We start from the raw sequence: 23,234 nt of genomic DNA, 5'->3' as shown, positions 1-23,234 counted from the left end.
AATTAGATGGCAGATAGCAAAAATTAGTCTAAAGTTTGGGCTTGTGGAAATTGCGCCATAAAACCCGCGACTAACGGTGTCGCCAATGACTCTGGCGTCGTCGCTAATACTAGTTGCGTCTCAAAACGCCGATCCGCCAATGACCGAATGAGCACTTGACCGGAGTCATAAGTCTCCGCTAACGACCGTGGAACGAGTGCGACACCAATTTGATGGGTCGCCCAGTGCATCGCGGTCCGCGCATCGTCGCAAGTCATGACATATTGAGGCTCAAAGTCTTGTTCCAAAAAGGCCACATGAAATAATTCGTTAAAACGGCGATATTTAATCAGTGGCAGTCCGGCCAAATCGTTTAGTCGCAATTGACGACGGCGGTTAAATTGCGTGTAGCGCTTTGGTAACACCGCAACCATCCGTTCCGCGGCAAAATAACGACAGACCAAGTGTTGCTGATTAAAGGGAGTGCGTAAAATAGCAATATCTAACAATCGTTTATGTAGATCATCTAATAATTCGAACGTATTCCCCTCGCTGACTTCTAGTTGGACGTCGCCGTGCTGCTGTAACCAAGTGAGCACTTGCTGATTCGGCATCACACCGCCGGAAGACGACACAGTCCCAAGGTTTAGTGTCCCGGTCACACCACGGCCTAATGCCCGAACCTTGTTTTCAGCCGTCGCAGATAGTTGCGTGAGTTGTTGCGCATAACCCACTAGCAATTCCCCAGCCGACGTCACCGCCACGCCTTGGGGCAACCGTTTAAACAGTGTTACGCCGAGGTCTAACTCTAGCTGCTTGATTTGATAGCTCAGTGGTGGTTGCGCGACGTGCAGTCGTTTCGCTGCGGCCGTCATCTGCCCCTCTTCGGCCACCACCAAAAAGTAGCGTAATTGCTTTAAATTCATCCGTCCCAGCCCCCTATTTAATCTTAGTATACACGACCGACCCCATCGAGACATTTACAATTTACTTAAGCTATGCAAACTCGCGGGCGGATGCGTTATACTAGAAATAATTAGAATAATTATGGAAGAAGTGGTCACATGCACATTTTTGATCGTTTAAAACAAATGCTCCATGGCTTAAATAGCCCAGATCCTCAAAATGCGGCCACGGCGACCGGTACGCCGAACGTGACAGCGACCACGTCAGATCAAGCTCCCATGGTTAATCACACGGAAGCCTTAATTCTCGTCCACCACCTGGATGCGACTGGTCATGAATTACAAGCCCCCGATATGATTGCAGGCTACGTTGGCGACGAAATTCATCTGCCAGCAGTCAACATCACTGGTTATCATTTAGTAAACATTAATGGCTTGACCCGCTGGTTCACAAAACCACAAGCTCAGATTGTTTTGACCTACGAACGCCAAGCCGGACAACCAGTTTGGGCCTATGCTTATGATATTGACCAGCGTCAATTGATCGGACTCCCAACCATGACTCGGGGACCGTTGGGCACGGCGTATCAGGTGATGGCGCCAACCGTGGCTGGTTTTAAGTTACTCCGGTCAGTCGGTGATTTGACCGGCGAATACACCACAACTTCCAAGACCGTCTTGTTCTTTTATCGCAATCAGAACTGGCACCAAACTGATTTAAGTACCGGCTACGTGCAGATTCGCCAGTTGACGCCTGTTTTTCCAAATCCAGGCGCTACTTCGACGACCTATCTCACCACGTTACAACCGGGTAGCGTCTATAAAACCTATCTGCGCGTTCAGTTAAACGATGGTGACACTTGGTATAACATCGGTGATAATCAATGGATTCCCGAAACACAAGTTCAACTGACCAATGGCAATCAGCTACTCCTAAAGCTGCCACGCGGTTACCGTACCCGGGACGCCCACCAGGTGCAACAAACGGGGATCGTCAGTTTTGTTCCGGGTAAACAGGTTCACACTTATTTAGAACCTTATGGCCGCTACCTGACCACGGTCACGCATGGCGAAAAAGTTATCCTGACCGAACGACTCGTTGATGACAATCGTGTCGTCTGGTACCGGATTCAAAATCGGGGCTACTTGCCAGGCCGCTATTTGACCGACTTAGATCCAGCGGACAGTTTGTTCTAAACTGATGTATAACTCCGGTTGGTCTAGAATAGTACTCAGTGGTAACAAACGCTTAGTAGCCGTTTTTGATGCTTGTCTTCTTTTTCGAAATTTAACCCCAAAAGGTCAACGTTCATTTGGCATCTGCCAAGTAAACGTTGACCTTTATACTTTAATTATCGACGCGTTAACTTCATCAATTCAACGCCACGATTGGTAAGCAAATAACCGTTGACAGAATGATGCATGAAGACTAACCCCTCAAACTCACGATCAGCGCCAAAATCACTTTCGCCAACCACGCGCGACGTTAAGTGTCCTAAATCCATCACTGGCACTGTGGTAATGCCTTCATCCGCAATTAAATAAAGCTGGCGAGCAGCGTCATCATAACTCATCGACTGCGCGATTAACCCTGGTCGTGTCTGTAACTGCGCGACCAATTGAAAACTGACATTACGGGTACTAATTTGCCCGCGGTAAATCTTAACGCCACCAACGGGCTGATTAGTTGCCGAATCGGCCGCATGGGTCCAGAAGTAGGCGTGACCTTGATCATCAAAAGTCAACACATCGCCCATACCGGTGTGCGGCGACAGATTGAACACAACTTTCGCATCCGGTTTAAGGGTATTCGGATTCAACCGTTCGACTGCATTGGGCCGTTCATTCCCGAAATCTTGTACGAACCATAATTCATTGGTCACAGGATTTAACGTTAACGACTGCGCATGCCCGGAATCAAACTTGGGACCCAACTTCAAGCAAGCTAAGATTTCACGATCACGCTTCGTCAACTTATGGGCGTTAGCGGCTAACACGGCTTGGCGAATCATGGCCATGTGACCAGACTTGGCGGCACCTAACTTGAGCAAGCGTTGCCAATCATATCGCACGACCCAACCAGTTTGCGCCGCGTTAGTTGCTGCTGTGCGGTCATCTACATACAACACGTACAAATATCGATTGTTGCTTGAAAAGGCAGCACTTTGCGGATCATTCAATAGAGTGCCACGGTAATCCCCCATTGGCAAATAGAGCTCAGTTTTGAAATCATAATGGGTCAAATAACCCCGTGATTGATCTAACGTTGAAGGTGTTTGTTGCAACGAGCCAGTTTTAAGATACGCCGTCGTTGGGGCAAAGTTAATCTGATTCATGGTATACCGGCCATGTCCAACCAAGGCCACGGTCGGTAATTTGGCGGTCGTTTGTGCTTTCAGCGCATTTCCCGTCACCCGATAAGTTGTCATGCCAGCAGTAGTCCCCACTTTGGTTGTCGACCCAACTATCGGCGCCACTTTTAAGGCAGTCGCCAAAACCCAGCCTTGATGACCGACCTCATCGTATTGACTCGTGCGACCAGCCGTCGTCACTTGCCGCGTCTGTGTAACTTGATACTCATCGCCACGAGCTAACTGGCCGACCACGGTCAAACGGGCCGGTTGAGCTGCCCCGTTCACCTGATAAAGGGCCGTTTTCGTTGTTGTTTGCATCGTTACCGGCTTAATTTTCACGCTAGGACTCAATTGTTCGGTCGCTACAGGTCGAATCGCGGGGGCTAAAATCCACCCCCGCACGCCGGTTTTAAGATTCTTAATCTCAATATAACGACTAACTTGGCCTTTAGTGGTCACCGTGGTTTGCGCCAGTTGAATCCAAGTTGATTGCTTGCTGGCATCGACCGTCACACCTGGGGTTACCTGTAATTGGCTGGCACTTCCTCGCAAGTTTACCAACCGTTTCGTCGCGGTCACTTGAACCGCTTCAGTTGGTACGGCGGTTATCGCGCCCCGTTGACTGGCCGCATTAGCCTGAATTGGCTGTACTAACCCCAATGCCAAACAAGTACCTCCTAAAACTAACCATTGCCATCGCATCATGCTCGTCCCCTCACCTTTGATACTCTCATTTTAGGACGCCACCATGGCATTTTCAGGTAATACTCCCGGCTAAGTCTCAAATTTACCGCCAAACAAAAAAAGCTTCGATTGGCTACTAACCAATCGAAACTTTTATCGCCCACCTTTAACCGATAAAGGCAGTCATCACGCTACCCGCCACGATTAACACGAGACCAATAATAGTCAGTCGTAATTCACGCGACGATTTCGTTTCATTAAGAACTAACAAACCACCCAAAGTCGAAATCACGACACTAACTTGCGTAATCACGTAAGCGGTCGCAACACCATTGGCTTTGGCGGAAAAAATATAAGCTAACGCAGAGATACCAAAAATCATCCCAGCAAACGCATTTAACCAACTGGTTCGTTCCTTAAATGCTCGGCCATGACCGCTAATTAGGGCATAAAGTACCGCTGCCAAAAACATCCCCAGCATTTGTGGGAAGAAGATAGCGGTTCCTGACGCTGAAACAGCCTTTGGTAAGGCACTGTAGACCCAATAACCGACCGTTGTCGGTACTAGGACCATCAAGCCACTCATCAGACCGTTACGCCCAGCAGGACTATCGGTGACCGCAGTTAAGGCGACCCCGATAATCATCAAGACGATGGCGGCAAAGCCCACCATTTTAGCGCCAGTTCCAGCCCATTCACCGAACATGAGCACGCCGATAACCGACGTTCCGACTAATTGAATCCCCGTCGAAATCGGCATCGTGGTACTAACACCCATCCGTGAATAAGACGTATACTGCCCAATTTGCCCTAGGACCCAAAAAGCTCCGGACAAAGCACTCAACCAGAAAGTTGCCATATCAACAGTTGGTCGCACGGCAAGTTGGACAATGATCCCAACGATCAAAGCGCCAACACCAGTTCCTAACGTCTGATTGACTGGTTTACCACCTAGTTTTGAAATTAATAATGGATTTAAGCCCCAGCCCAACGCGGGAATCAAGGCAATTAAGATGTTCACAAAAACGCCTCCTAAGTCGTCATACCGTTCAACTCAGCCACTTGCTCATTGGCTTACAGCTTGGCTGTCAATTTTACATCGGGATACTTTTCTGCAAACCAACGTTCCGCAAAGGCATTTTCAAATAAGAATAATGGTGCGCCATTACGGTCCTTCACAAGTAAGTTCCGTGAACTGGACATTTTTTCATCCAATTGTTCTGGATCAATCCAGCGCGCGGTCTTGCTGCCAAGTGGTTCCATCACAACTTCGGAATTATATTCATTTTGCATCCGGAATTTGAACACTTCAAATTGAAGTTGCCCGACCGCTCCCAAAATATAGTCCCCAGTTGAATAAGAGGTATAAAGTTGAACTGCCCCTTCTTGAACCAACTGATCGATCCCTTTGTGGAAGGATTTTTGCTTCATCACATTTTTAGCGGTGACGCGCATAAATAATTCTGGGGTAAATTGTGGTAGCTTTTCAAATTGAATCGCTTTTTTACCTGTATAGATGGTATCACCAATTTGGAAGTTACCGGTATCATAAAGTCCTACGATATCTCCGGCTACGGCCGTTTCCACCGTTTCACGCGTATCCGCCATGAATTGTGTCGAATTGTTCAAGCGCATTTTTTTGCCGGTACGTTGTAAGAAAACATCCATTCCGCGGTCAAATTCACCTGAACAGATTCGGACAAAGGCAATCCGATCCCGATGATTCGGGTTCATGTTTGCTTGAATCTTGAAAACGAAGCCAGAAAATTCATCATCCGTTGGTTTAATTGTTTCATCATCCCGCGTTTGATGCGCATTGGGCTTAGGCGCGTATTTGAGATAAGTCTTCAAAAAAGTCTCGACCCCAAAGTTAGTCAACGCTGACCCAAAGAAGACCGGCGTCATGTCCCCAGCCGCAATCTTGGCTTCATCAAAGTCATTACCGGCTTCTTCGATCAATTCCATTTCTTCCAACACATCACGATAAATACTGTCCTTCGTCAACTCGTTGCTAGGGTCCAGCTTGCCGTCAGCGTCTAGTGGTAAGAACGTTTCGCCATGAGCTTCATTATGATAAAGTTCAACGCGGTGGTTATACCGGTCGTATAAGCCTTTCAGTCCTTTACCCATCCCAATTGGCCAGTTCATTGGATACGTTTCGATCCCTAAAACTTCTTCAACTTCATTTAATAGATCCAACGGTTCGCGACCATCGCGATCCAACTTGTTCATGAAGGTAAAGATCGGAATCCCACGCATCTTACAAATTTGGAATAACTTCTTAGTTTGAGGTTCAATCCCTTTCGCTGAGTCAATGACCATGATGGCAGAATCGACTGCCATTAGTGTCCGATACGTATCTTCAGAGAAATCCTCATGTCCAGGTGTATCCAAAATATTGATGCGTTTGCCATCGTAATCGAATTGCATCACGGAACTTGTTACTGAGATGCCCCGCTTCTTTTCAATTTCCATCCAGTCAGACTTGGCAAAGTTGCCACTCTTCCGAGCTTTAACTGTCCCAGCTTGCCGTACCACGCCACCAAAAAGGAGCATTTGTTCAGTGATCGTGGTTTTCCCAGCATCCGGGTGAGAAATAATCGCAAAGGTCCGTCGCGTATCGACCGCTGCCTGTAGTTCTGCTTTATTCATAAAAAATCCTTTCATCAAAAACATTATGATTCATCATTATCTTCGTTCGTAACATCGTTAGCCTTAACCTTACATATTCTACTGATTTTTCCATAAAAAATCCAGTGTTGCTCACACTGGATTCAATCGGCCGTCAGTTACCGGCCTTCAAAAACAAGTTTTTTTACTTATTGGAAACGATATCAACCGAGACACTGCAAGTGACCACACCCAACCGCTTTACTTTTTAGACTTCTGAACCAGTGGTTTGGTCGCCTTAGCAGGTTGTGGCTGATACACCGTCGTCTGCTTGCGCAAAGCTTGTTCATTACGCAACTCAACAATATTGTAAAGATACACGACGATCGTCCGCACGACCGCATAAAAAGGAATGGCTAAGATCATCCCTAAAATTCCGGCGATATTCCCCGCGGCTAACAATAAAATAATAATCGTTAGCGGGTGAATTTTTAACGTCCGTCCAATAATATTCGGGTAGATCAAGTTACCATCAACTTGTTGCACGATCACCACAATAATAACAACATATATCACTTGCATCGGCGAGACCGTGAAAGCCACGATCAAGGATGGGGCAATCCCAATATAGGGTCCCAAGTAAGGAATAATGTTCGCCATTCCGGCGACGACGCCAAGTAATAAGCCATAAGGTTGTGAAATCATCATATACCCGATCGCCGTGAAGGTCCCGACGAACAAACACTCGATCACTTGCCCACTAATATAGCTGGAAATGGTATCACCCATTTTTTGAATCAAGCCAACAATTTCTGGCCGTTGTTTGCGTGGCAAGAATCGGCTAATAGCTGGAATGAATTTTTCACTATCCTTTAGCATGTAGAACAAGACGACTGGAATGGTAATTGCCATGATCGTCACACTCGTAATCGTCGAGATCACGGTCACGATACTCGTTGATAAAGATGACAGGAACGTTTGCGCATACTTGCTGACTTGACCATTCAGTTGTTTCATGTAAGAACTGACGTCAACTTTTTGCAACATCGAACTGTTATTAATCATTTTAGTCGCGGCCTTTTGCATTTCCGTCGCTAACCCAGGTAAATTATAAATTAATTGCGTCACCTGTGAGACTAAGCGTGGAATTAGTGATACCGCGCCATACGCTAAGACACCGATCAATAGCAAGAACACGATCGTCACGGCCCAAGTCCGCGTAATGCGAAACTTTTTATAATGAACCTTCGTTAATAACTTGACGAGCGGATTGAGCATATAAAATAGGAAACCCGAAATCACAATTGGCATGAAGACGACGTTTAAAAAAGTCCCAATTGGCTGAAACAAGAAGCCAAGCTTCGTACAAACCCAGATCAATGCCGCCACAATCAAAATCTCGAGCGACCAAAACATTAAAGACGAATCTTTCAGGCGTTTAAGCACAGTCGCCCCTCCCTTTTTGCTGTATGTATTACTTAATGTCTCCGCGAGTTGCCACATCATGACAACAGATGAGACAAACGCAAGTTAATTATACCCTATTTTTCAGTTGACTAACACTATCCTGAAACTTGGCTTTTTTCGGTGAAAAGACTGGACAAATCTTTCGTCGCGGCTTAATTTAGCTTACTTTTTTGGCGACCAATCAGAAGTTTGTTCGAAAAACTATTTAAATTTGATGAGAATAATGGTAATTTAGTTAAGAAGAATGAAAATTCAAAGGAGTGTTTTAAACATATGTCACGAAAAATTGCTATTATCGGCATGGGCCACGTTGGTTCCACTGCCGCCCACTACATCGTTGCCGGTGGTTTTGCCGACGACTTAGTCTTAATTGATCCTAAAACCGAAAAAGTTAATGCGGATGCCATTGATTTCGAAGACGCAATGCCTAATTTGCCAACCCACACCAATATTATTGTGAATGATTACGCAGCGTTGAAGGACACCGATGTGATTATTTCCGCTTTGGGGAATATCAAACTCCAAGACAATCCGAATAACGATCGCTTTGCCGAACTACCATTCACCAGCACCCAAGTTAAGGCGGTCGCTGAAAAGATCAAGGCCAGTGGTTTTAATGGGATTATTATTGCCATTACGAACCCCGTCGATGTCATTACCTCGATCTATCAAGCCGTGACTGGTTTACCAAAGCAGCACGTCATTGGAACTGGTACCTTGCTAGACTCTGCACGGATGAAACGCGCGGTCGCTAAAAAGTTAAACATTGATTCACGCTCAGTTGCCGGCTATAACTTAGGTGAACATGGTAATTCCCAATTTACTGCTTGGTCAACCGTTCGCGCACTTGGTCAACCGATTGCTAAGCTTGCCAAAGACCGCGGCCTCGATCTCGTCGCGCTTGATAAAGCGGCTCGTCAAGGTGGGTTCGCCATTTTCCATGGCAAGAAATACACAAGTTACGGGGTCGCCACTGCGGCTGTCCGTTTAGCCAACGTTGTCCTTAACGATGCCTTGACAGAACTTCCCGTTTCTAACTACCGCGAAGAATACGGGGTTTACCTCTCATACCCAGCCGTCGTTGGTCGTGATGGTATCGTCGAACAGGTTCAATTAGATTTAACGGACGAAGAACTCAAAAAGTTACAAATCTCTGCCGACTATATCAAAACCAAATTTGCTGAAAGCCAAGCAAAATAGCTTTATCTTAACGAGATAGTCTGTTTAATCAGCAAAGTTCGATCATTAGCTTAGAAAAATATAAAGAACATTTCTGCAAGTACGCGGAAATGTTCTTTTATTTTGTTCATCTTTTAAGACTTTCGCCATTAATACTTCCAACTCCGGCGATTTTGTTTTTAAATGACTCATACTAAACAAAAAGGACGCGTTCACCAGTTACAGTGCGCGCGTCCAACTTTTTGATTAACTAAATTCCATATCGTGATTGTTTTGTTTGGCTAAGGTCGCAACGATCTGTAGCCAATCTTTCATGCTGACCATGACCGCAGAATCTTGCGTATTGGGATTCTCCACCTCAATAGATTCGTGGCCCTGATTAACGATCGTTAATAGCTGGTTAATATTTTTCTTGGCCAGCGCAGTGGTGACTTTTTTCATATTCGCCATCTCCCAACTTGTTGAATGATTGAAGATATTGTGCCTCAATCTCGCAGACACGTCAAGCATTTTCGCAAGTTTTTTGACGACTCGAAAATAACTTGAATCTTGGTGAATAGTTTACACTAACCTTGCCGGCCTTGCACTTAATTCGTCTGCAATTATATGAAATTTAACCTTACTACCGTTCAAACATCGTTTTTAAAACGTTCCGAATGATCTTGAGTTGCTCGGCCGACACCGGTTGACCATGGTATTCAAATCGATTTTTTCGATTCTCAATAACTTTTTTCAAATCGACCGCCGTCGTCTCATCCGCGTGACCGGCTTTACCGACCAACTTCGCATAACTCGTCCCCAACACTTGGGCAACTTCATTCAACGTGCCTTTTGACGGCGTGTGCTTCTTCCAACTATAAATGGCACTGGCACTTAATCCAGCTAACGTCGCCACTTCTGCTAACGTTAAGCCATTTTTCTTAGCAAATTGACGAATGTTTTTCAGTAATTCGCCATTATCTAATTTCATAAACGCCACAGCCGTCACTTCCTTTACCCTTTTTTCGTTTACTGTATGCAATATACCGAGATTCAGGCTAAAAAGCAAGTGTTAATCTATAATCAGTTTATCAAGTTAATTGGCTCACGAAACGGTTAACCATGCGGATTGCAGCTGTAACTTGTGGTGGTATTTCTTAAACAAAGTGTAAAATGACTGCAACTTGCTTGTGATACTGTATTCCTATGCTATGACCATAATGAAATCGCAGGACAGTGGTGTCAAATGCTCACCCGTCTACGTTTCCTGGTGGCATGTCGTGGAAACTTCACAGCCGGTCAATTTTAGTGTTTGAGTTAATTGGTCGCGCAAAAAAAGCCAGCCCCAATTGGACTGACTTCTAGTTATTATTTTTCAAGTCGCTGGCGTGCCGCAGTTAAAATTGCTGGCGCTAAGCCTAAACGTTCCGCCAACCAAATCGCTTCACTTGCACCAACTTGATGTAGCAACAAGTGATAAGTTGGTTCCAGCGTTTTTCGATCAAAGGCCATCGTGGCCGTGACAAATGTTGGACAAGCCACGGCATAACTCTTGATCGCACTAAAATGAGTGGTGGCAATAATGGTGGCTCCGGCAGCGCGCAAGTAATCAATAATCGCGATGCTCAGTGCAGAACCCTCTTCTGGGTCCGTCCCACTACCAATTTCATCGAGTAAAACTAGGGCATTCGGTTGGATGCCATCAGTCATTGTGACTAAGGTCGTCATTTCTGCCGCAAACGTACTAAGTTGCGCAGCTAAACTCTGATTATCACCAATATCTAACCAGATCTGCGTAAAGACTGGGATCTCGGTGCCTAAATCAGCCGGCACTTCTAGCCCAACTTGTACCATCTGAGCAAATAGCGCAATCGTTTTGAGGACCACTGTTTTCCCACCGGAATTAGCCCCAGTAATCATCAAGCCTTGTTTGGGCGCCAATTCAACGTTTAACGGTACCGCGTTTGTCCCCAATAATGGGTGTCGACCATTAACAATTTTCAAATGTTGCGTCGTATTTAACGCTGGCAAACAGCTCCGCGTACTTAACGCGTATTGCCCCTTAGCCATGAGTTGATCCAATTGACTGATCAATTGTTGGTTCTGGATCAGTTGTGGCCAACGTTCCTGAACATCACCCGTTAATGTCGCTAAGATCTGGTAAACTTCGGCACTTTCTTCCGCGACCAACTCGGCCAAAATTTGCCCCCGTTGTGCGGCCATCTTGGGTTCAAAGAAAACCGTTGAGCCAGTTCCGGATTGATCAATAATTTGACCTGGGAAACGGGTCTTATAATTAGCTTTCAATTGAACACAAACATGGTCATTGCGGGTGATTAACCGTCGACCTTGGATAGCTTGTGGATGTTTTTGGACAAATTGGGTCAAAGCTGCCTGGACCTGTTGCCGTTGTTGGCTAATTTTTTGACGGACTTGCGTCAATTCCGGTGTGGCTTGATCGGCAACTTGATCATGTTTGATTTCAGTCGTCAAACGTTGCTGTAAACTACTCAAACCTGTCACCGGTGTCATTAGGGCGACCAGTTTCGGCGCTAATTTGGCATGATGCCGTAATGTGGTCATTAATCGTTGTCCACTGGTCAAGAAAGTCCCCAAAACGCCTAATTGCGTGGCATTTAACAACATGCCTTGATCCAGTTTGGTTTGAATCACTTTCAAATCATCTAAGTTGAAAAAGGTTAGCATAACTGAATTCAACAACAATTGGTGGGCCTCAGCGGTCAACGCTAATTGGTCACGTACTGCCGTGATATCCGTCAAAATTGGACTGGCTGCAAGCTGTTCTGCCGCCACAGTACTGTGCGTGAACTCAGCCACTTTGGTTAAAATTTGATCTAGTTGTGTTAATTGTTTAATATTTTTTTGCATTTTTGCTCCTTGCGTCTGTCAGCAAGCGAGCTCCTTCATTCGAATGGCTAGCTCCGCTGACACTATCGTTGGCACATCATCGTGTCGGACATCATGAGACTTTTCAGCACACTCATTAACTTCACTCCCTTAAAATCACGTGATTAATTGTAACATATTTGGTGACAGTACCTTAAATTAGCCGGTAGCCATGTAACGTTCACATTTATAAGTATCCGTTTAACTTGCCGCTCCGGTTGGTCTGGACTGATGCTGGAACGTGGTGGCCTCGTTTGTGAGCCAAAATGCGGTCTCACAAGCCGGGCTTTTCCTAAGCTGGAAGTTCACCAGCAAAGGAAAATTTCACCACTGAGCATCATCCAGCCCGCCCTGCGCTAGTCAGTGATACTAATATTAATTAGTTGTTAGCAGATTTTAACTTTGCCAATATCTTTTTGATGACAACCACTGTTTAACGTCGGAGGGGACTAGCTCGTTTGCCGTGTCGAGACACTTAGCTGGGTGATTTTTCCCAGGTTAGTGTCTGGCCGACTTTTAAGACGTGGGCTGCGGCTTGAAAGCGCCCTGCAGACCGATTTTTGGCTGCAGGTCTGCCCCCACGGCGAACGTGCTGGTCCACGGAGACGTAAATTTATAGATAAATTTTGACTTCAGCATCGTCCCGATTTGTTTTGATACCACACTTGATCGACAATAAGGTTAACGCGTAGTGCTAGTCTTGTAACATTTGTCGGATAGTTCATTGATTAAATCAAATTATATGCAAAAAGCCCGCATTTGCGGTAGCTTCTAAGGTGACTAAACCCAGAAAGAAGAACCGTAAATGCAAGGCCTCCTTAAAGCTATCCCAAAATTCAATTTAATTCAAGCAACCGTCCAAGAATTCATCAAAATAATTACACCAATTTACCAACTATTGCCAAAAAGATTTCGTTTTCGTCAAAATTATCGTCAACTAAAAGTTAATGACGTCACGATTATCGCTTGTATGCTTGCGCGAATAGCGTTACGTGACCCTTCAGAAACCCACTTCCATCAAACTTTGGCGGCTTCCGGAGTGGTTGTTCCAGAACGAAGTCGTTACAATCGTCGGTGTCGCGACCTTCTTCAAATAATGAAGTTGATCCGTCAGTATCTATTGAAGCGATATCGGCATGGCAGCACTTATGAAATCATTGATAGTGCCCCAATCACTTTGGTCTCAGCAAGACGAAGTAATCAAGCAAAAGTCTTACGAGGTGTAGCTCATAAAGGCTATAACGCAACCAAGCAACTATATTATTATGGCTTCAAGCTACATGCGGTGATGGATAATGACGGTTATTTTGTGAACTGGGAACTGACACCAGCAAACGTTGATGATAGAAAACCAGTTGAAGAGCTTTTACGAGAAGCACCGGCTCATCAAGTCTTAGCAGACGGCGGATACTTGAGCCGGAAGCTTCAAGAACGATTAAAATCACAAGGAATCAACTTCTGGTTTCCACTGCGAAAGAACATGAGGAAAACAGATCATATAAATTCCTCATTTCTAAAAAATCAACGACGATATATTGAAACAGGTTTTAATAATTTGAATATCGTTGGCCATTTTGAACATCCTGGAACCCGAACGCTAATCGGCCTAGGTAGCCGATTAGCGGCACTATTTTTATGGAACATTATCAAGGTTCATAGCAATCTAGCTCAAGGTAAAAGCGGACTTAGCATAAATTAGTGCTTCACTAGAAATATTACGGAACTAGCACTACGCGTTAAGGTTAAAAAAAAGACACCCAGCGGATGTCTTTTTGCTAAATTACGCTACTGGCTCGCCGCCAGCAGAGCTATTGCCGACGTGATAATTCTTGATAACGGCTATACCAGATATCAATGTATTCTTGTGAAAATGGGCCTTTCTTATGCTTAATCCAATCTACTAAAACCTTCACATTGGCTTTTAAAATGCGATCGGTCTCGGTCGGATATTGCCATTTGGCGCCATGCTCCTCGTACTCATCAACATCCAATAACCGCCGCTCACCATCGGGGAAGACTTTGACGTCCAGATCATAATCGATGTACTTCAAAGCCTCTTTATCTAAAACGTATGGTGACGCTAAGTTACAATAATATGAAACCCCGTTATCGCGAATCATCGCCACGATATTAAACCAATAATGCTTATGAAAATAAACGATTGCCGGTTCGCGAGTCACCCACCGCCGGCCATCATCTTCGGTGACGAGCGTGTGATCGTTGCAACCAATTAGGACATTTTCGCTTGTTTTGAGTACCATTGTATCGCGCCAAGTTCGATGTAAACTCCCGTCGTGCTTATAGCTTTTGATCGTAATGAAGTCGCCTTCCTTAGGTCCTTTAGCTTCGCGCGTCATGTTTAAGCCCAACTTTCTAAAACATAGGGTGAAAATTTCATCGAATTTCATTAAACATTATAACAGATTTTAATGACGTGCGCGTATCTATTTACCGCATTTCAGTCATCCGCAACCTGTTCGTCAATAAATCGATTAATATCATCCATTAGAAAGCCCTTTTGATAAAGATTGCGCTTAGTGCGCTGGCAACGTTCCGAGAAAGCATACTTACGGTTGCGGCGCCATAGCTTTTCACCTTGGCTAACAAGTGCGTCCCATTGTTCATCGATATCCGGTTCTAACGCCAAATCAGCGATTGCCGCGGTAATGATTTCGCTATCAAAGCCTTTGGTCATCAGCCCTTGGCGGATCTTTTGTTGCATCGTTTTAAAAGCTTGATTATGGTAGCGTTTTGCCAATTTTTTAGCGGCATCCGTCGCATTCTCAAGCCGGTCATCAGCTGTAAATTGCCCGGCCAAAGCGTCATCGATCAGTTGCTCACCGACACCCTTTTGGCGTAATTTTTGTCGGATCACCCGGGGGCCTTTATCCGAGGTTCGTTTAGCCGTCCGGACATAGGCCGCAGCGTACTGTTCATCACTGAGTAAATTCAGCTCACGTAGATGCTGCATGGTCGCGGTAATCACCGGTTCATCGATTTCTTCATCACGAAGTTTATCATGAACTTCCTTTTCCGTGCGCAATTGATGGGATAGATAATCCAAAGCTCGGGTGTACGCTTTGGAAATGTCATCGGCCGCTACCATTTCCGCAGCGAGTGCCTCATCGACTTCCATTCCCTTGAACACGCGAAACTTGATCATCACCGACTCACTAATCGGAAACGCATACTTATCATCTAAATAGACGTTGTAACGCCCAGAACGTTTTTGCGCCATAATTTTGGTAATCTTTTTTGTCATTAAACTTGTGCTCCTGTCATTGACTGACGTTACTAGCTTCTAATTTACCAAAAAAGTTAAATTTTACCAAAAAAATTGTTCACCGTTTGCCGGATCTCTTGCGTCGTAAAAATCAGTCCTTTGGATTCATAGGCATACCATGCGAAGTCACGCATCAAACTTTGTCCGTAGCCCCACGCCTGTTGATCAACTTCGGTTGCGGGCAACTCGCCACACATAAACTGTAAGTTCGTTGCCATATTGAGCCGCAATGCCGCCTGCATCTGCTGGCTGTCTTTCACTTGGCGCTGAATGACTTTGAGGCTCCCAGCAACGGTCACATATACCCGTTGACCATAGCTTAATTCGGTCTGCTTGGCGGTGCGCTTTACTTGAGCGGTCAATAAATGACTACTAAACCAGCTGGTCGACTTTTGGGTACTCGCGCCTAATGGAATCATGCAAACATCGCCCTTAATAAAAGGAATCTTGCTGGCCGTGATGTGATTGACGCGCGCAATTTGTTCGAGCAAGGGCCGGTGCCAGTAATCGGCTTGATGCCAATATTGTCGCATGAGCTCACGCGTTGTTTGTATCGTCTTTAACAGCCCTAATTGTGAATCAAAAACAATGGCATTTTCAAGGCAGTTCAGGGCACTCATGTCAAGAATAAGAAAAGTATGATGAAGGTTAATTTTAATCATTTTTCGAGGTTGAGCCCATTGCAGCAGTTGCAGTGGCTGAGTTAAATTAAACGCATTTGGTAATTTTGACCAGACATATTCATTAAAGTCATGATGGAGCTTGTTACTATTAAACATAGCACAATTCCTCTCAATTACCGATGATCCGGCATTCTCACTAGCTTGTGTACTCAGTTAATGATTAACTAACGGAATAACCAATCAAGTTAACCATAGCGTACCAGCTGTGTACGTGGAATACCAGACAATTCGTCTAAATAAAGCCAATTCTCTATGAAATGCCATAATTAGCTGTATCTTATACAAATTTGGTCACTTTTCGTCTGCTCGTGATTCAGTCGCACTTTCGTTAAGCTAAAGTCAACCTTGGCCAAGGCAACCTAACGATTTGAGGAATTAACCATGCGTACTGATCGACTTGAAAACCAAGCAGCCTTCGACTTATTAGCAGAACCAGCTCATCAACGCCTCTTATATGGTGCCTTAAAAGCGGCGAACGTCACCAAAGGCCATCCCCAATTTGAGGATTGTGTTACCACGGCCCATTTAACCTGGCTAGCAGCCTATCAAAATTACGACCCAGACTTACCAGAAAATCTCGCTGACTTTCGCAAATTTGCCTTTCGTCGGATCAAATGGCGGACGCTCGATTATCTGCGCAAACAAACACTCCGCAGTCAGTCGCAAGTGCCAATGACTGCCGCCGCACAACTGAGTATTACCCCCATGGTTGGTCGCGAACGTCAGTGGCAATTAACTGACCTACTCACCAGTTTGTTAGCTCAATGCCGCCCCGGTGAACGGATCTACTTGACGGAATTCTTTTTGGACGAGCAAACGGTCGCCGAAATCATGGCAACTCATGGCGTGAGTCGTCGAACCGTCTATAACTGGCGCGCAAGTTTACTGCAAAAAGCGCAAGCGCTCTATGAATCTGAGCAATAATTGCACTATTTGCCAGCCCTAGCCGTTGGTATCTTGTAAGCTTACAAAAAACAGTCAAGGAGGATACATTCATGCAAAATTGGCAGGCAAACACCCTATCGATCACCGTGGCAACTGATGACGCGCACGCCGCTAAGCGGACTTTCACCAACGTCACCGCCGAGATTAAACCAGAACAGATTCAAGCACTTGGCAATTTCGTCGCACAACTTGCCGCCGCACCATTTACGACCGCTGTCTTAAAGACGACTCATGATTTTAGCTTCTAGATCACGCTAACTGATCCGCTGGAAATTCCGCTATTTGGAAACTTTCCAGCGGATTTTTTTGTCCTCACAAACAAATTTTCAAGCTGTTGCACTTTTTAGCCCCGTCAGCCGTCTGTATTAATGTAAGCTGGCCAGCCTACAAAAACTTAAGGAGGTCACCCCCATGAACAAAACTTGGTTGAAATCAACGTTAGCCGTTGAATTGAAAGATCGTGATAACGTCGTGCGGAAGCAAACGTTTACCGCCATTACTCAGGAAGCCACTAACGAACAACTCACCACTTTTGGTAAAGCGCTCGAAACCTTAACCGGCCAAACATTCGATGCCGCTAAAATTACTAACTTTTATCAATATGACGCAACTGTTGCCTAACTATAGGAGGAAATAATCGATGAAAACTTTAGACATGAGCTTCAAAACTAGTACCCAAAAGATTCACCATTTGAAATTGCACTACGCCAGTGATGGCTTGACCAAGGAAGTTGTTGCCAAGGCGATGGCTGACTTAGCTGCCGCACAACTATTCTCCAAAGAAGGTGTCAACTTGGTCGCTGAACCCTTGGCTGCCAAGTACGTTGAAACGGTCGAAACACCGATCATCGACGCCCCCAAGGCTTAATTAACCACCGTTCGCTGTTACAAAGGTCCTCACTAACCGCTGCCAACCATGGCGTAGTTAGTGGGGACCCTTTTTTGTTATTATCGACGTCCAAACATCTCAAACAAGCTTGAAAACTGTGTCATCAAGTCGTTGGCCTTACTAATCATTTCTGTCGCAATATCTTGGCTGATTAAACGTGTCATCAAATAGCTTAATACTGAGACGATAACTACCGCAATTAGCACTAGATAAGCCTTGCTGATGACTGGCTGATCAGTAACGCTCGTAATCGATAAAATTAACCCAAGTTGCCAGATCAAGCAACCAAGGCTGAATAATACGAAAACGAGTTTAAGGCTGCCCCATAGTTGGAAAATATTGCCAGTCATATTGACCATAAAGACCGAAACCAAAAGTAGTAGATTCACAATCATCGCAGCATTCGTCAGTCGAGCAAATTGAGCCAAATAAGCTGAAAGACCGATTTTAATCCCCCGATTTCCTAAAGTGCTGACTGCAAAACCAACTCCTAGATAGAACACCATCCCCAGTAAAACGACCAATAAAATTTTCAAATCAGTCCCAAACGTTAATTTACTGGCATTCATCGCGGACTGTGAACGATTAAAGGCTGTTAAAAAACGATTAACGAGCGTCACTGCTGTGGTTGTCACTAATAACGCTTCAATCACAAACGAGAGATAGGCAAAATAACTTTCCCCAGCGATATTAGTCGTCGGGGTTTTCCACGTCTGTAATAACCAATTGAAATAACTTTTTGCAGTAAATTGTAATCGCTGTACTTGCTCGCGACGATTAACTTGTGTCTGTTCCTGCGTGGTCGAATTCGTGTTTTCTTGTGTTTGTGCTGAGTCTGGTACACCCGTATCCGTTGCCGCTGAAGTTGACTGCGTTGATTTTGGCGTAGCTTTAGTCAAATCAAAGCCACAATGTGTACAAAATTTTGCACCTGGCTTCACGGTCGCATCACAATTTGGACATTTAGTCATTCGTTACTTCCCCCTAGTTGTCGGAACTATTATCGCTATTAGTGTAATCACGAATTTTTTTGGCAGCACTAATCTTACTGATCTTATTATGGCCACCATTCTTTTCGACTGTTGCTGTATACCGGAATACTTGGAGACGCTCATCTTTAGTATTAGTAAAGTCATATTTAAGATCGTAAGTAATCTCACTCTTACCGTCTGCGGCCGGCACTACTGACACCAGCGTTGGCCGATAACTGACCCCAATAATGTCGTGATTGTCATAGTAACCCTTGGCCATTTTCACGAGTTCCTGATAATTCACATTATCTGTACCATTAACGAAGTAGTCATCTAAACTGTGATTATCATAGTTCGTCGCGTCTTTCAGATTACCAGTATTTGTATAACGGCTGACGGCACTAAAGACATTGCCAATAAGATTTGTCGCGCTATCAGTACTCATGGTTCCAGGAAATTTAACAGTGATTTTTTCACCTTCAGCGGCACTAATATCTGCGGCTGTCGAGGTAATTGTCTTCGACCCAATCTGATATTTACCAATCATCATCATGTGATTGGACCAAGGTAATTCATTTAATGCAAGCGTGCCACTACTATGAATCTTGCCTTGTTTTTTGCCATTAACATAAATCACGGTGTCTGGCGTTCCTTCAACTGTCAGTGAAATCGTACGCAAATCCAGATTTACCGTCTGGCCGTTCGTATGCAGATAGTGAGTCCCTTTATTAGTAATTTCATGCTGACCAACTTTCCCTTTAGCAGTCAACGTGTAGTTACCTGGTACATAGGGACCAATTTTTTTGATATACCTAGCACTTGTCGACTTGGCAACTTGCTTCCCGTTGACAGCTAACGAAACATTCTCGTGGTTAGTCGTCAAATTAGCATAAATCGACGGGACTTGTAATTGGTATTTGTCAAAAAATAGCCAAGCCTTACCCGTTCGGACAAATTGAATTCCGTATTGATTGACACCCGCATTGGTTTTCAGATCACTCGCCAGACTCGCTAATGCCTTGGCATCATGCTTAAAGTAAGCCACCATCGGTTTAACCGAATCCGTAGTAATCTTTAGCGACGGATCGGTGCTCGTCACTTGTTTTGCCAAACCTTTACCTGTTTTTAGCGCCGCCATATCACGATCAAGCTGATTGGCTGGCTGATAATAGTGTTGACCATATAAGTAACTCCCAATCACTAAGACGCCTATCATTCCGACGATTCCCCAGAACCAGACCGGCATTGGTGACTTAGTCCGTGTCCGTCGTATATGCGTCGTTACCGGTTGCTTTGGTTGTGACTTAGCCGGTTTAGCCGGCATTTCCTCATGTAATCCAGCTTTAGACTTGTGCCAAAAAGCTTTTAAATCAAAACCACAATGACCACAAAAATCATCCTTGGCTGCGACTGGTTGCCCACAGTTCGGACAAAATTTCCCACCGCTATGACGGTCATCTGCAGCCTGATAATACTTCTGTTGCTTTAACATTCCCCCATACTCCCCTTATTTTTATTTTGTCAATCAAAAAAGTAACCACGATCAGATCACTTATCGTCGATATGCGACTGTCATGAACTAACACAGTCAATTGCTAATCATTACAACCTGCATTTTTCGGCCTCGCACAGCTTCTCCGATCAATCAATGCTAATAACTGAACCTCATTATCATTCTAGAAAAGGTTAAGTCACTTAACATACTTCAAAGTATACTGATTGGCTGCCTGAGATTCAATGCCTATTTGAATTATTTCGGGTTATCGTAACTTGAGAACGGCTGATCGACCACAACAGATGAAAAAAGCCCATTACCAACTTAGCATCAGTAATGGGACTCTTAAGAATGATTATCTACTCAAATATCGCAGACTAGGCGGGTCGCCTTGGACGTCTGTCGTTCCACATTATAAATTTCAACAATGATACTGTTGCCAACCGGATGCCAACCAATCGCTTTAATTAAATTGCGCATAAATTGGCGCGTAATCTGCGTTTTAATCGAAATGCCACTACGAGCAACATCATCGTAGAAGATAATCCGCTGATCCAGCTTATCGATTTTAAAATAGTAATAGGCATAATGTTCCGTCCCCCGCCTCAGGATTAGGTGGTACGAAGAATTGTAATCGGCTGGAAATACCGTAAGTCCATCATCGTTCATGTCACTAACATCCTTTGTCCACAAGATTTTCGTTGATTACTGCTATTATTGTAACGTGAAGTGTCGGAAATTAACACTTAGAATTCGATTATGGTTGGTGCACCAAAAACCGTATCCATTTTCACTACAAACTTTAGTAGTCGAATACTATCCAGACCAGATGATTGACAGTTGCTTCCGTAAGCTTATCATCTATAATAAATAACAGATTACATAAACCACATCTGTTGAAAAATGGCACAATGTTTCTAATATTTTATGCAACTCACTTAGTAAATAACTTTGGAGTTAAAATCGGTAACATCGGTTATTAGTATATCTTCAATAAAATGTCTCCATTGTCAACTTCTCAAAGCCATCGAAAAGTACTCACTTAGTTAACTCATTCAATGCATAATGTTTTCCAGATGTAAAATCATACTGGACTAATTGATAATCATGCAGCAACTCTTGTTGACTATTTGACAAACTCTGAATAGTCATCAATTTATTTTTCTTATTATCAACTAGATTCATGCCCCCACTTGGTAAATTTGGATCAGAAGCCGTGCTAGAAACCTTAGAAGCAACAATGGGAAGTTGTTCATTAACTCGCTGAATTAATGCATAATAAGGTGTTACTTTACTATTAGTTGCCTGCAACATTTCACTGCCAAAACCATACGTTCCCATACGACTTGCGTATGAAACCTTCGCTTCTCGTGAGTGATTAGACCATATAAAATACGGTGTCTCATGCATAACAACACCATTTTTTTCTAAATTAACATGTGCATAAATACTTGGTAAATGATCACCATAGAAAACAATGGTAATATTTTGCTTTATCTTCTTTAATTTGTTAATTAAATATTCATTTGCGGAATCCGTTTCTTGAATTCCTTTAGCATACACTCGAATTTCGTTTTTCTCATTTTGTGACATTTTCCCATTTACATTGAATTGATTTTTTTGATAATAATTAGTCGTATAAGGCATGTGATTTTGCATAGTGGATAATTGTATAAATTGTGATCCTTGCTTGTTTTCTAGTTGTGTTAGCAAATTGGTATAAACTGCTTTATCAGAAACGTATGGATTTGTACCCAACTTTTTTTCATCTTGTTTCGAATAACCATGCTGTAAATAGTTAAATCTATCAAACTGCATTTTTTTGAATACTTGCTCCCGATCATACAAAGTTCCCGAATATGGGTGAATTGCCTGGCTATATTTAAATAGGTTATTAAACGAAAATGTTTTTGACTGATGAACTACCAACTGTGAGTATGGAGTGGGTAGAGTTGCCGAAAAATTCCCTAAAGATAAACCAGTTAGTGCTTGATACTCCATGTTAGCGGTGCCACCACCATAGCCGTCACTAATCATGTTGCCACTTGTAGTATGCTTCATCAGTCGGCGCGTATATGGCATTGGATCATAATTTAAAGTCACCCCTGGAACTGCTGTTGGATCGCTGAAGCTTTCGGACAAAATAAAAACTACCGTTTGCTTCTTAGTAATTCTATGTGCATTTATTCGTTGACTTTCCTTTCTATACTTTGAAACAATCTGTTTCATTCTTTGCTTTGAATATCCACTGGGCTTATCCATTACTTTCACATTAGTATTATTAAAGAAATTCACTATCGGTCCATTCGTTGCCACAGCTTCAGACTGATCATAGTATTTGGGATCATCTCCCATTGCTTGCCCAACAGTGTAAAAAATAGAACTTTCTCGTTGTAAATTATTAAGTGCATATATGTATCCAAACATTGTTAATACGAATAGCATCTTCACGGACCAATGCACATTAAATTTTATATTCTTAGTCAGTAAATAGCTTCCCATAAAAATTACTATACAAACTCCAACAAAACTTATTATTAATATGGGACTTATCATGGACAAAATTTTGCCAAATGAAGTAATCATAGAAATATCTGATGGAAGAATTCCTTCATTTCTTAGCTGAAATTTTTCATGGTTTGTTACTGCAATCAACAATGACAAAGTCAAATAGAATCCTGTTGCTACCCAAAATATTGGAATCAACAAAACTATCACAAAAAATATCACAGTTAGAAAGCCTATAGTTATCAATTGAACCTTACTGTGTTCAATAAAAATATTCAAAAACATTTTTATTACTGATTCACTACTTGAACCCATCAATAAAAAATAAGAAAGCATTATCACACACAGAATTATCAACCACTTTTTATATCCCTGTTTTTTACTCATTAACTTGTT

The 23,234-nt window shown here is 43.7% G+C and carries 22 protein-coding genes; 7 read left to right on the top strand and 15 right to left on the bottom strand.

Annotated features, from left to right (window positions below; all coding sequences use genetic code 11):
* Positions 1-23: 23 nt before the first annotated feature.
* Entirely contained in the window at positions 24-905 is an 882-nt protein-coding gene (locus tag RA086_RS04985) for a LysR family transcriptional regulator (RefSeq protein WP_308702777.1), read from the bottom strand.
* A 138-nt stretch (positions 906-1,043) separates the two neighbouring features.
* Here RA086_RS04985 and RA086_RS04980 point away from each other — a divergent pair, with 138 nt between their 5' ends.
* Positions 1,044-2,081 carry a MucBP domain-containing protein gene (locus RA086_RS04980; RefSeq protein WP_308702776.1) on the top strand — a complete coding sequence of 346 codons (1,038 nt, stop codon included), beginning with the start codon at positions 1,044-1,046 and terminating at the stop codon, positions 2,079-2,081.
* A gap of 155 nt (positions 2,082-2,236) precedes the next feature.
* Here RA086_RS04980 and RA086_RS04975 read toward each other — a convergent pair whose 3' ends face one another.
* From RA086_RS04975 to RA086_RS04960, 4 genes are all read right to left on the bottom strand, one after another.
* The gene (locus RA086_RS04975) at positions 2,237-3,943 is read right to left on the bottom strand and encodes a hypothetical protein (RefSeq protein WP_308702775.1); all 1,707 of its coding nucleotides are present in this window, start codon (positions 3,941-3,943) and stop codon (positions 2,237-2,239) included.
* Between the two features lie 145 nt (positions 3,944-4,088).
* Entirely contained in the window at positions 4,089-4,943 is an 855-nt protein-coding gene (locus tag RA086_RS04970; RefSeq protein ID WP_308702774.1) for a GRP family sugar transporter, read from the bottom strand.
* A 53-nt stretch (positions 4,944-4,996) separates the two neighbouring features.
* The gene (locus tag RA086_RS04965; protein ID WP_308702773.1) at positions 4,997-6,574 is read right to left on the bottom strand and encodes a peptide chain release factor 3; all 1,578 of its coding nucleotides are present in this window, start codon (positions 6,572-6,574) and stop codon (positions 4,997-4,999) included.
* Between the two features lie 219 nt (positions 6,575-6,793).
* The gene (locus RA086_RS04960) at positions 6,794-7,978 is read right to left on the bottom strand and encodes an AI-2E family transporter (RefSeq protein ID WP_308702772.1); all 1,185 of its coding nucleotides are present in this window, start codon (positions 7,976-7,978) and stop codon (positions 6,794-6,796) included.
* Between the two features lie 294 nt (positions 7,979-8,272).
* Between RA086_RS04960 and RA086_RS04955 the strand changes: the two genes are divergently transcribed.
* Positions 8,273-9,199 carry an L-lactate dehydrogenase gene (locus RA086_RS04955; RefSeq protein WP_308702771.1) on the top strand — a complete coding sequence of 309 codons (927 nt, stop codon included), beginning with the start codon at positions 8,273-8,275 and terminating at the stop codon, positions 9,197-9,199.
* A gap of 225 nt (positions 9,200-9,424) precedes the next feature.
* Here RA086_RS04955 and RA086_RS04950 read toward each other — a convergent pair whose 3' ends face one another.
* From RA086_RS04950 to RA086_RS04940, 3 genes are all read right to left on the bottom strand, one after another.
* A complete protein-coding gene (locus tag RA086_RS04950) occupies positions 9,425-9,619 on the bottom strand; it encodes a type II toxin-antitoxin system Phd/YefM family antitoxin (protein ID WP_137608195.1) in 195 nt (64 codons plus the stop codon).
* A 181-nt stretch (positions 9,620-9,800) separates the two neighbouring features.
* A complete protein-coding gene (locus RA086_RS04945; protein WP_308704416.1) occupies positions 9,801-10,148 on the bottom strand; it encodes a helix-turn-helix domain-containing protein in 348 nt (115 codons plus the stop codon).
* A 377-nt stretch (positions 10,149-10,525) separates the two neighbouring features.
* Positions 10,526-12,046, bottom strand: a complete 1,521-nt coding sequence (locus tag RA086_RS04940) for an endonuclease MutS2 (protein ID WP_308702770.1) — start codon at positions 12,044-12,046, stop codon at positions 10,526-10,528.
* Positions 12,047-12,869: 823 nt separating this feature from the next.
* On the opposite strand from RA086_RS04940, the gene RA086_RS04935 reads away from it, so the two are divergent.
* The gene (locus RA086_RS04935) at positions 12,870-13,763 is read left to right on the top strand and encodes an IS982 family transposase (protein ID WP_308701964.1); all 894 of its coding nucleotides are present in this window, start codon (positions 12,870-12,872) and stop codon (positions 13,761-13,763) included.
* 109 nt (positions 13,764-13,872) lie between these two features.
* Here the strand turns inward: RA086_RS04935 and ntdP are convergent, their stop codons facing one another.
* From ntdP to RA086_RS04920, 3 genes are all read right to left on the bottom strand, one after another.
* The gene (gene ntdP, locus RA086_RS04930) at positions 13,873-14,421 is read right to left on the bottom strand and encodes a nucleoside tri-diphosphate phosphatase (RefSeq protein WP_308702769.1); all 549 of its coding nucleotides are present in this window, start codon (positions 14,419-14,421) and stop codon (positions 13,873-13,875) included.
* Between the two features lie 101 nt (positions 14,422-14,522).
* A complete protein-coding gene (gene recX, locus RA086_RS04925; protein ID WP_308702768.1) occupies positions 14,523-15,326 on the bottom strand; it encodes a recombination regulator RecX in 804 nt (267 codons plus the stop codon).
* 56 nt (positions 15,327-15,382) lie between these two features.
* Positions 15,383-16,126, bottom strand: a complete 744-nt coding sequence (locus RA086_RS04920) for a hypothetical protein (RefSeq protein WP_308702767.1) — start codon at positions 16,124-16,126, stop codon at positions 15,383-15,385.
* 285 nt (positions 16,127-16,411) lie between these two features.
* Between RA086_RS04920 and RA086_RS04915 the strand changes: the two genes are divergently transcribed.
* The 4 genes from RA086_RS04915 (at position 16,412) to RA086_RS04900 (ending at position 17,843) form a co-directional block, all read left to right on the top strand.
* Positions 16,412-16,954, top strand: coding sequence for a sigma-70 family RNA polymerase sigma factor (locus RA086_RS04915; RefSeq protein ID WP_308702766.1), 543 nt, complete (start codon positions 16,412-16,414; stop codon positions 16,952-16,954).
* A 71-nt stretch (positions 16,955-17,025) separates the two neighbouring features.
* Entirely contained in the window at positions 17,026-17,223 is a 198-nt protein-coding gene (locus RA086_RS04910) for a DUF1659 domain-containing protein (protein WP_308702765.1), read from the top strand.
* Positions 17,224-17,386: 163 nt separating this feature from the next.
* A complete protein-coding gene (locus tag RA086_RS04905) occupies positions 17,387-17,596 on the top strand; it encodes a DUF1659 domain-containing protein (RefSeq protein ID WP_308702764.1) in 210 nt (69 codons plus the stop codon).
* A 19-nt stretch (positions 17,597-17,615) separates the two neighbouring features.
* Entirely contained in the window at positions 17,616-17,843 is a 228-nt protein-coding gene (locus RA086_RS04900) for a DUF2922 domain-containing protein (RefSeq protein ID WP_308702763.1), read from the top strand.
* An 80-nt stretch (positions 17,844-17,923) separates the two neighbouring features.
* Here RA086_RS04900 and RA086_RS04895 read toward each other — a convergent pair whose 3' ends face one another.
* From RA086_RS04895 to RA086_RS04880, 4 genes are all read right to left on the bottom strand, one after another.
* A complete protein-coding gene (locus RA086_RS04895) occupies positions 17,924-18,835 on the bottom strand; it encodes a zinc ribbon domain-containing protein (RefSeq protein ID WP_308702762.1) in 912 nt (303 codons plus the stop codon).
* Between the two features lie 13 nt (positions 18,836-18,848).
* Entirely contained in the window at positions 18,849-20,327 is a 1,479-nt protein-coding gene (locus RA086_RS04890; RefSeq protein ID WP_308702761.1) for a zinc ribbon domain-containing protein, read from the bottom strand.
* A gap of 366 nt (positions 20,328-20,693) precedes the next feature.
* On the bottom strand, positions 20,694-20,999 hold the full coding sequence (locus tag RA086_RS04885) for a hypothetical protein (RefSeq protein WP_308702760.1): 306 nt from the start codon (positions 20,997-20,999) through the stop codon (positions 20,694-20,696).
* Between the two features lie 369 nt (positions 21,000-21,368).
* On the bottom strand, positions 21,369-23,225 hold the full coding sequence (locus RA086_RS04880; RefSeq protein ID WP_308702759.1) for an LTA synthase family protein: 1,857 nt from the start codon (positions 23,223-23,225) through the stop codon (positions 21,369-21,371).
* Positions 23,226-23,234 lie beyond the last annotated feature (9 nt).

It is taken from the genome of Lactiplantibacillus brownii (assembly GCF_031085375.1).
GTDB lineage: Bacteria > Bacillota > Bacilli > Lactobacillales > Lactobacillaceae > Lactiplantibacillus > Lactiplantibacillus brownii.
The sequence above is the reverse complement of the archived record's forward strand: the minus strand, read 5'-3'. Positions and strand labels throughout refer to the sequence as shown.

Bases quoted from the DNA above. Each gene is read 5' to 3' on its own strand.
- RA086_RS04985 (WP_308702777.1), bottom strand. From the start codon at position 905: ATGAATTTAAAGCAATTACGCTACTTTTTGGTGGTGGCCGAAGAGGGG.
- RA086_RS04980 (WP_308702776.1), top strand. From the start codon at position 1,044: ATGCACATTTTTGATCGTTTAAAACAAATGCTCCATGGCTTAAATAGC.
- RA086_RS04975 (WP_308702775.1), bottom strand. From the start codon at position 3,943: ATGATGCGATGGCAATGGTTAGTTTTAGGAGGTACTTGTTTGGCATTG.
- RA086_RS04965 (WP_308702773.1), bottom strand. From the start codon at position 6,574: ATGAATAAAGCAGAACTACAGGCAGCGGTCGATACGCGACGGACCTTT.
- RA086_RS04955 (WP_308702771.1), top strand. From the start codon at position 8,273: ATGTCACGAAAAATTGCTATTATCGGCATGGGCCACGTTGGTTCCACT.
- RA086_RS04950 (WP_137608195.1), bottom strand. From the start codon at position 9,619: ATGAAAAAAGTCACCACTGCGCTGGCCAAGAAAAATATTAACCAGCTA.
- RA086_RS04945 (WP_308704416.1), bottom strand. From the start codon at position 10,148: ATGAAATTAGATAATGGCGAATTACTGAAAAACATTCGTCAATTTGCT.
- RA086_RS04940 (WP_308702770.1), bottom strand. From the start codon at position 12,046: ATGCAAAAAAATATTAAACAATTAACACAACTAGATCAAATTTTAACC.
- RA086_RS04935 (WP_308701964.1), top strand. From the start codon at position 12,870: ATGCAAGGCCTCCTTAAAGCTATCCCAAAATTCAATTTAATTCAAGCA.
- ntdP (WP_308702769.1), bottom strand. From the start codon at position 14,421: ATGACGCGCGAAGCTAAAGGACCTAAGGAAGGCGACTTCATTACGATC.
- recX (WP_308702768.1), bottom strand. From the start codon at position 15,326: ATGACAAAAAAGATTACCAAAATTATGGCGCAAAAACGTTCTGGGCGT.
- RA086_RS04920 (WP_308702767.1), bottom strand. From the start codon at position 16,126: ATGTTTAATAGTAACAAGCTCCATCATGACTTTAATGAATATGTCTGG.
- RA086_RS04915 (WP_308702766.1), top strand. From the start codon at position 16,412: ATGCGTACTGATCGACTTGAAAACCAAGCAGCCTTCGACTTATTAGCA.
- RA086_RS04910 (WP_308702765.1), top strand. From the start codon at position 17,026: ATGCAAAATTGGCAGGCAAACACCCTATCGATCACCGTGGCAACTGAT.
- RA086_RS04905 (WP_308702764.1), top strand. From the start codon at position 17,387: ATGAACAAAACTTGGTTGAAATCAACGTTAGCCGTTGAATTGAAAGAT.
- RA086_RS04900 (WP_308702763.1), top strand. From the start codon at position 17,616: ATGAAAACTTTAGACATGAGCTTCAAAACTAGTACCCAAAAGATTCAC.
- RA086_RS04895 (WP_308702762.1), bottom strand. From the start codon at position 18,835: ATGACTAAATGTCCAAATTGTGATGCGACCGTGAAGCCAGGTGCAAAA.
- RA086_RS04890 (WP_308702761.1), bottom strand. From the start codon at position 20,327: ATGTTAAAGCAACAGAAGTATTATCAGGCTGCAGATGACCGTCATAGC.
- RA086_RS04885 (WP_308702760.1), bottom strand. From the start codon at position 20,999: ATGAACGATGATGGACTTACGGTATTTCCAGCCGATTACAATTCTTCG.
- RA086_RS04880 (WP_308702759.1), bottom strand. From the start codon at position 23,225: ATGAGTAAAAAACAGGGATATAAAAAGTGGTTGATAATTCTGTGTGTG.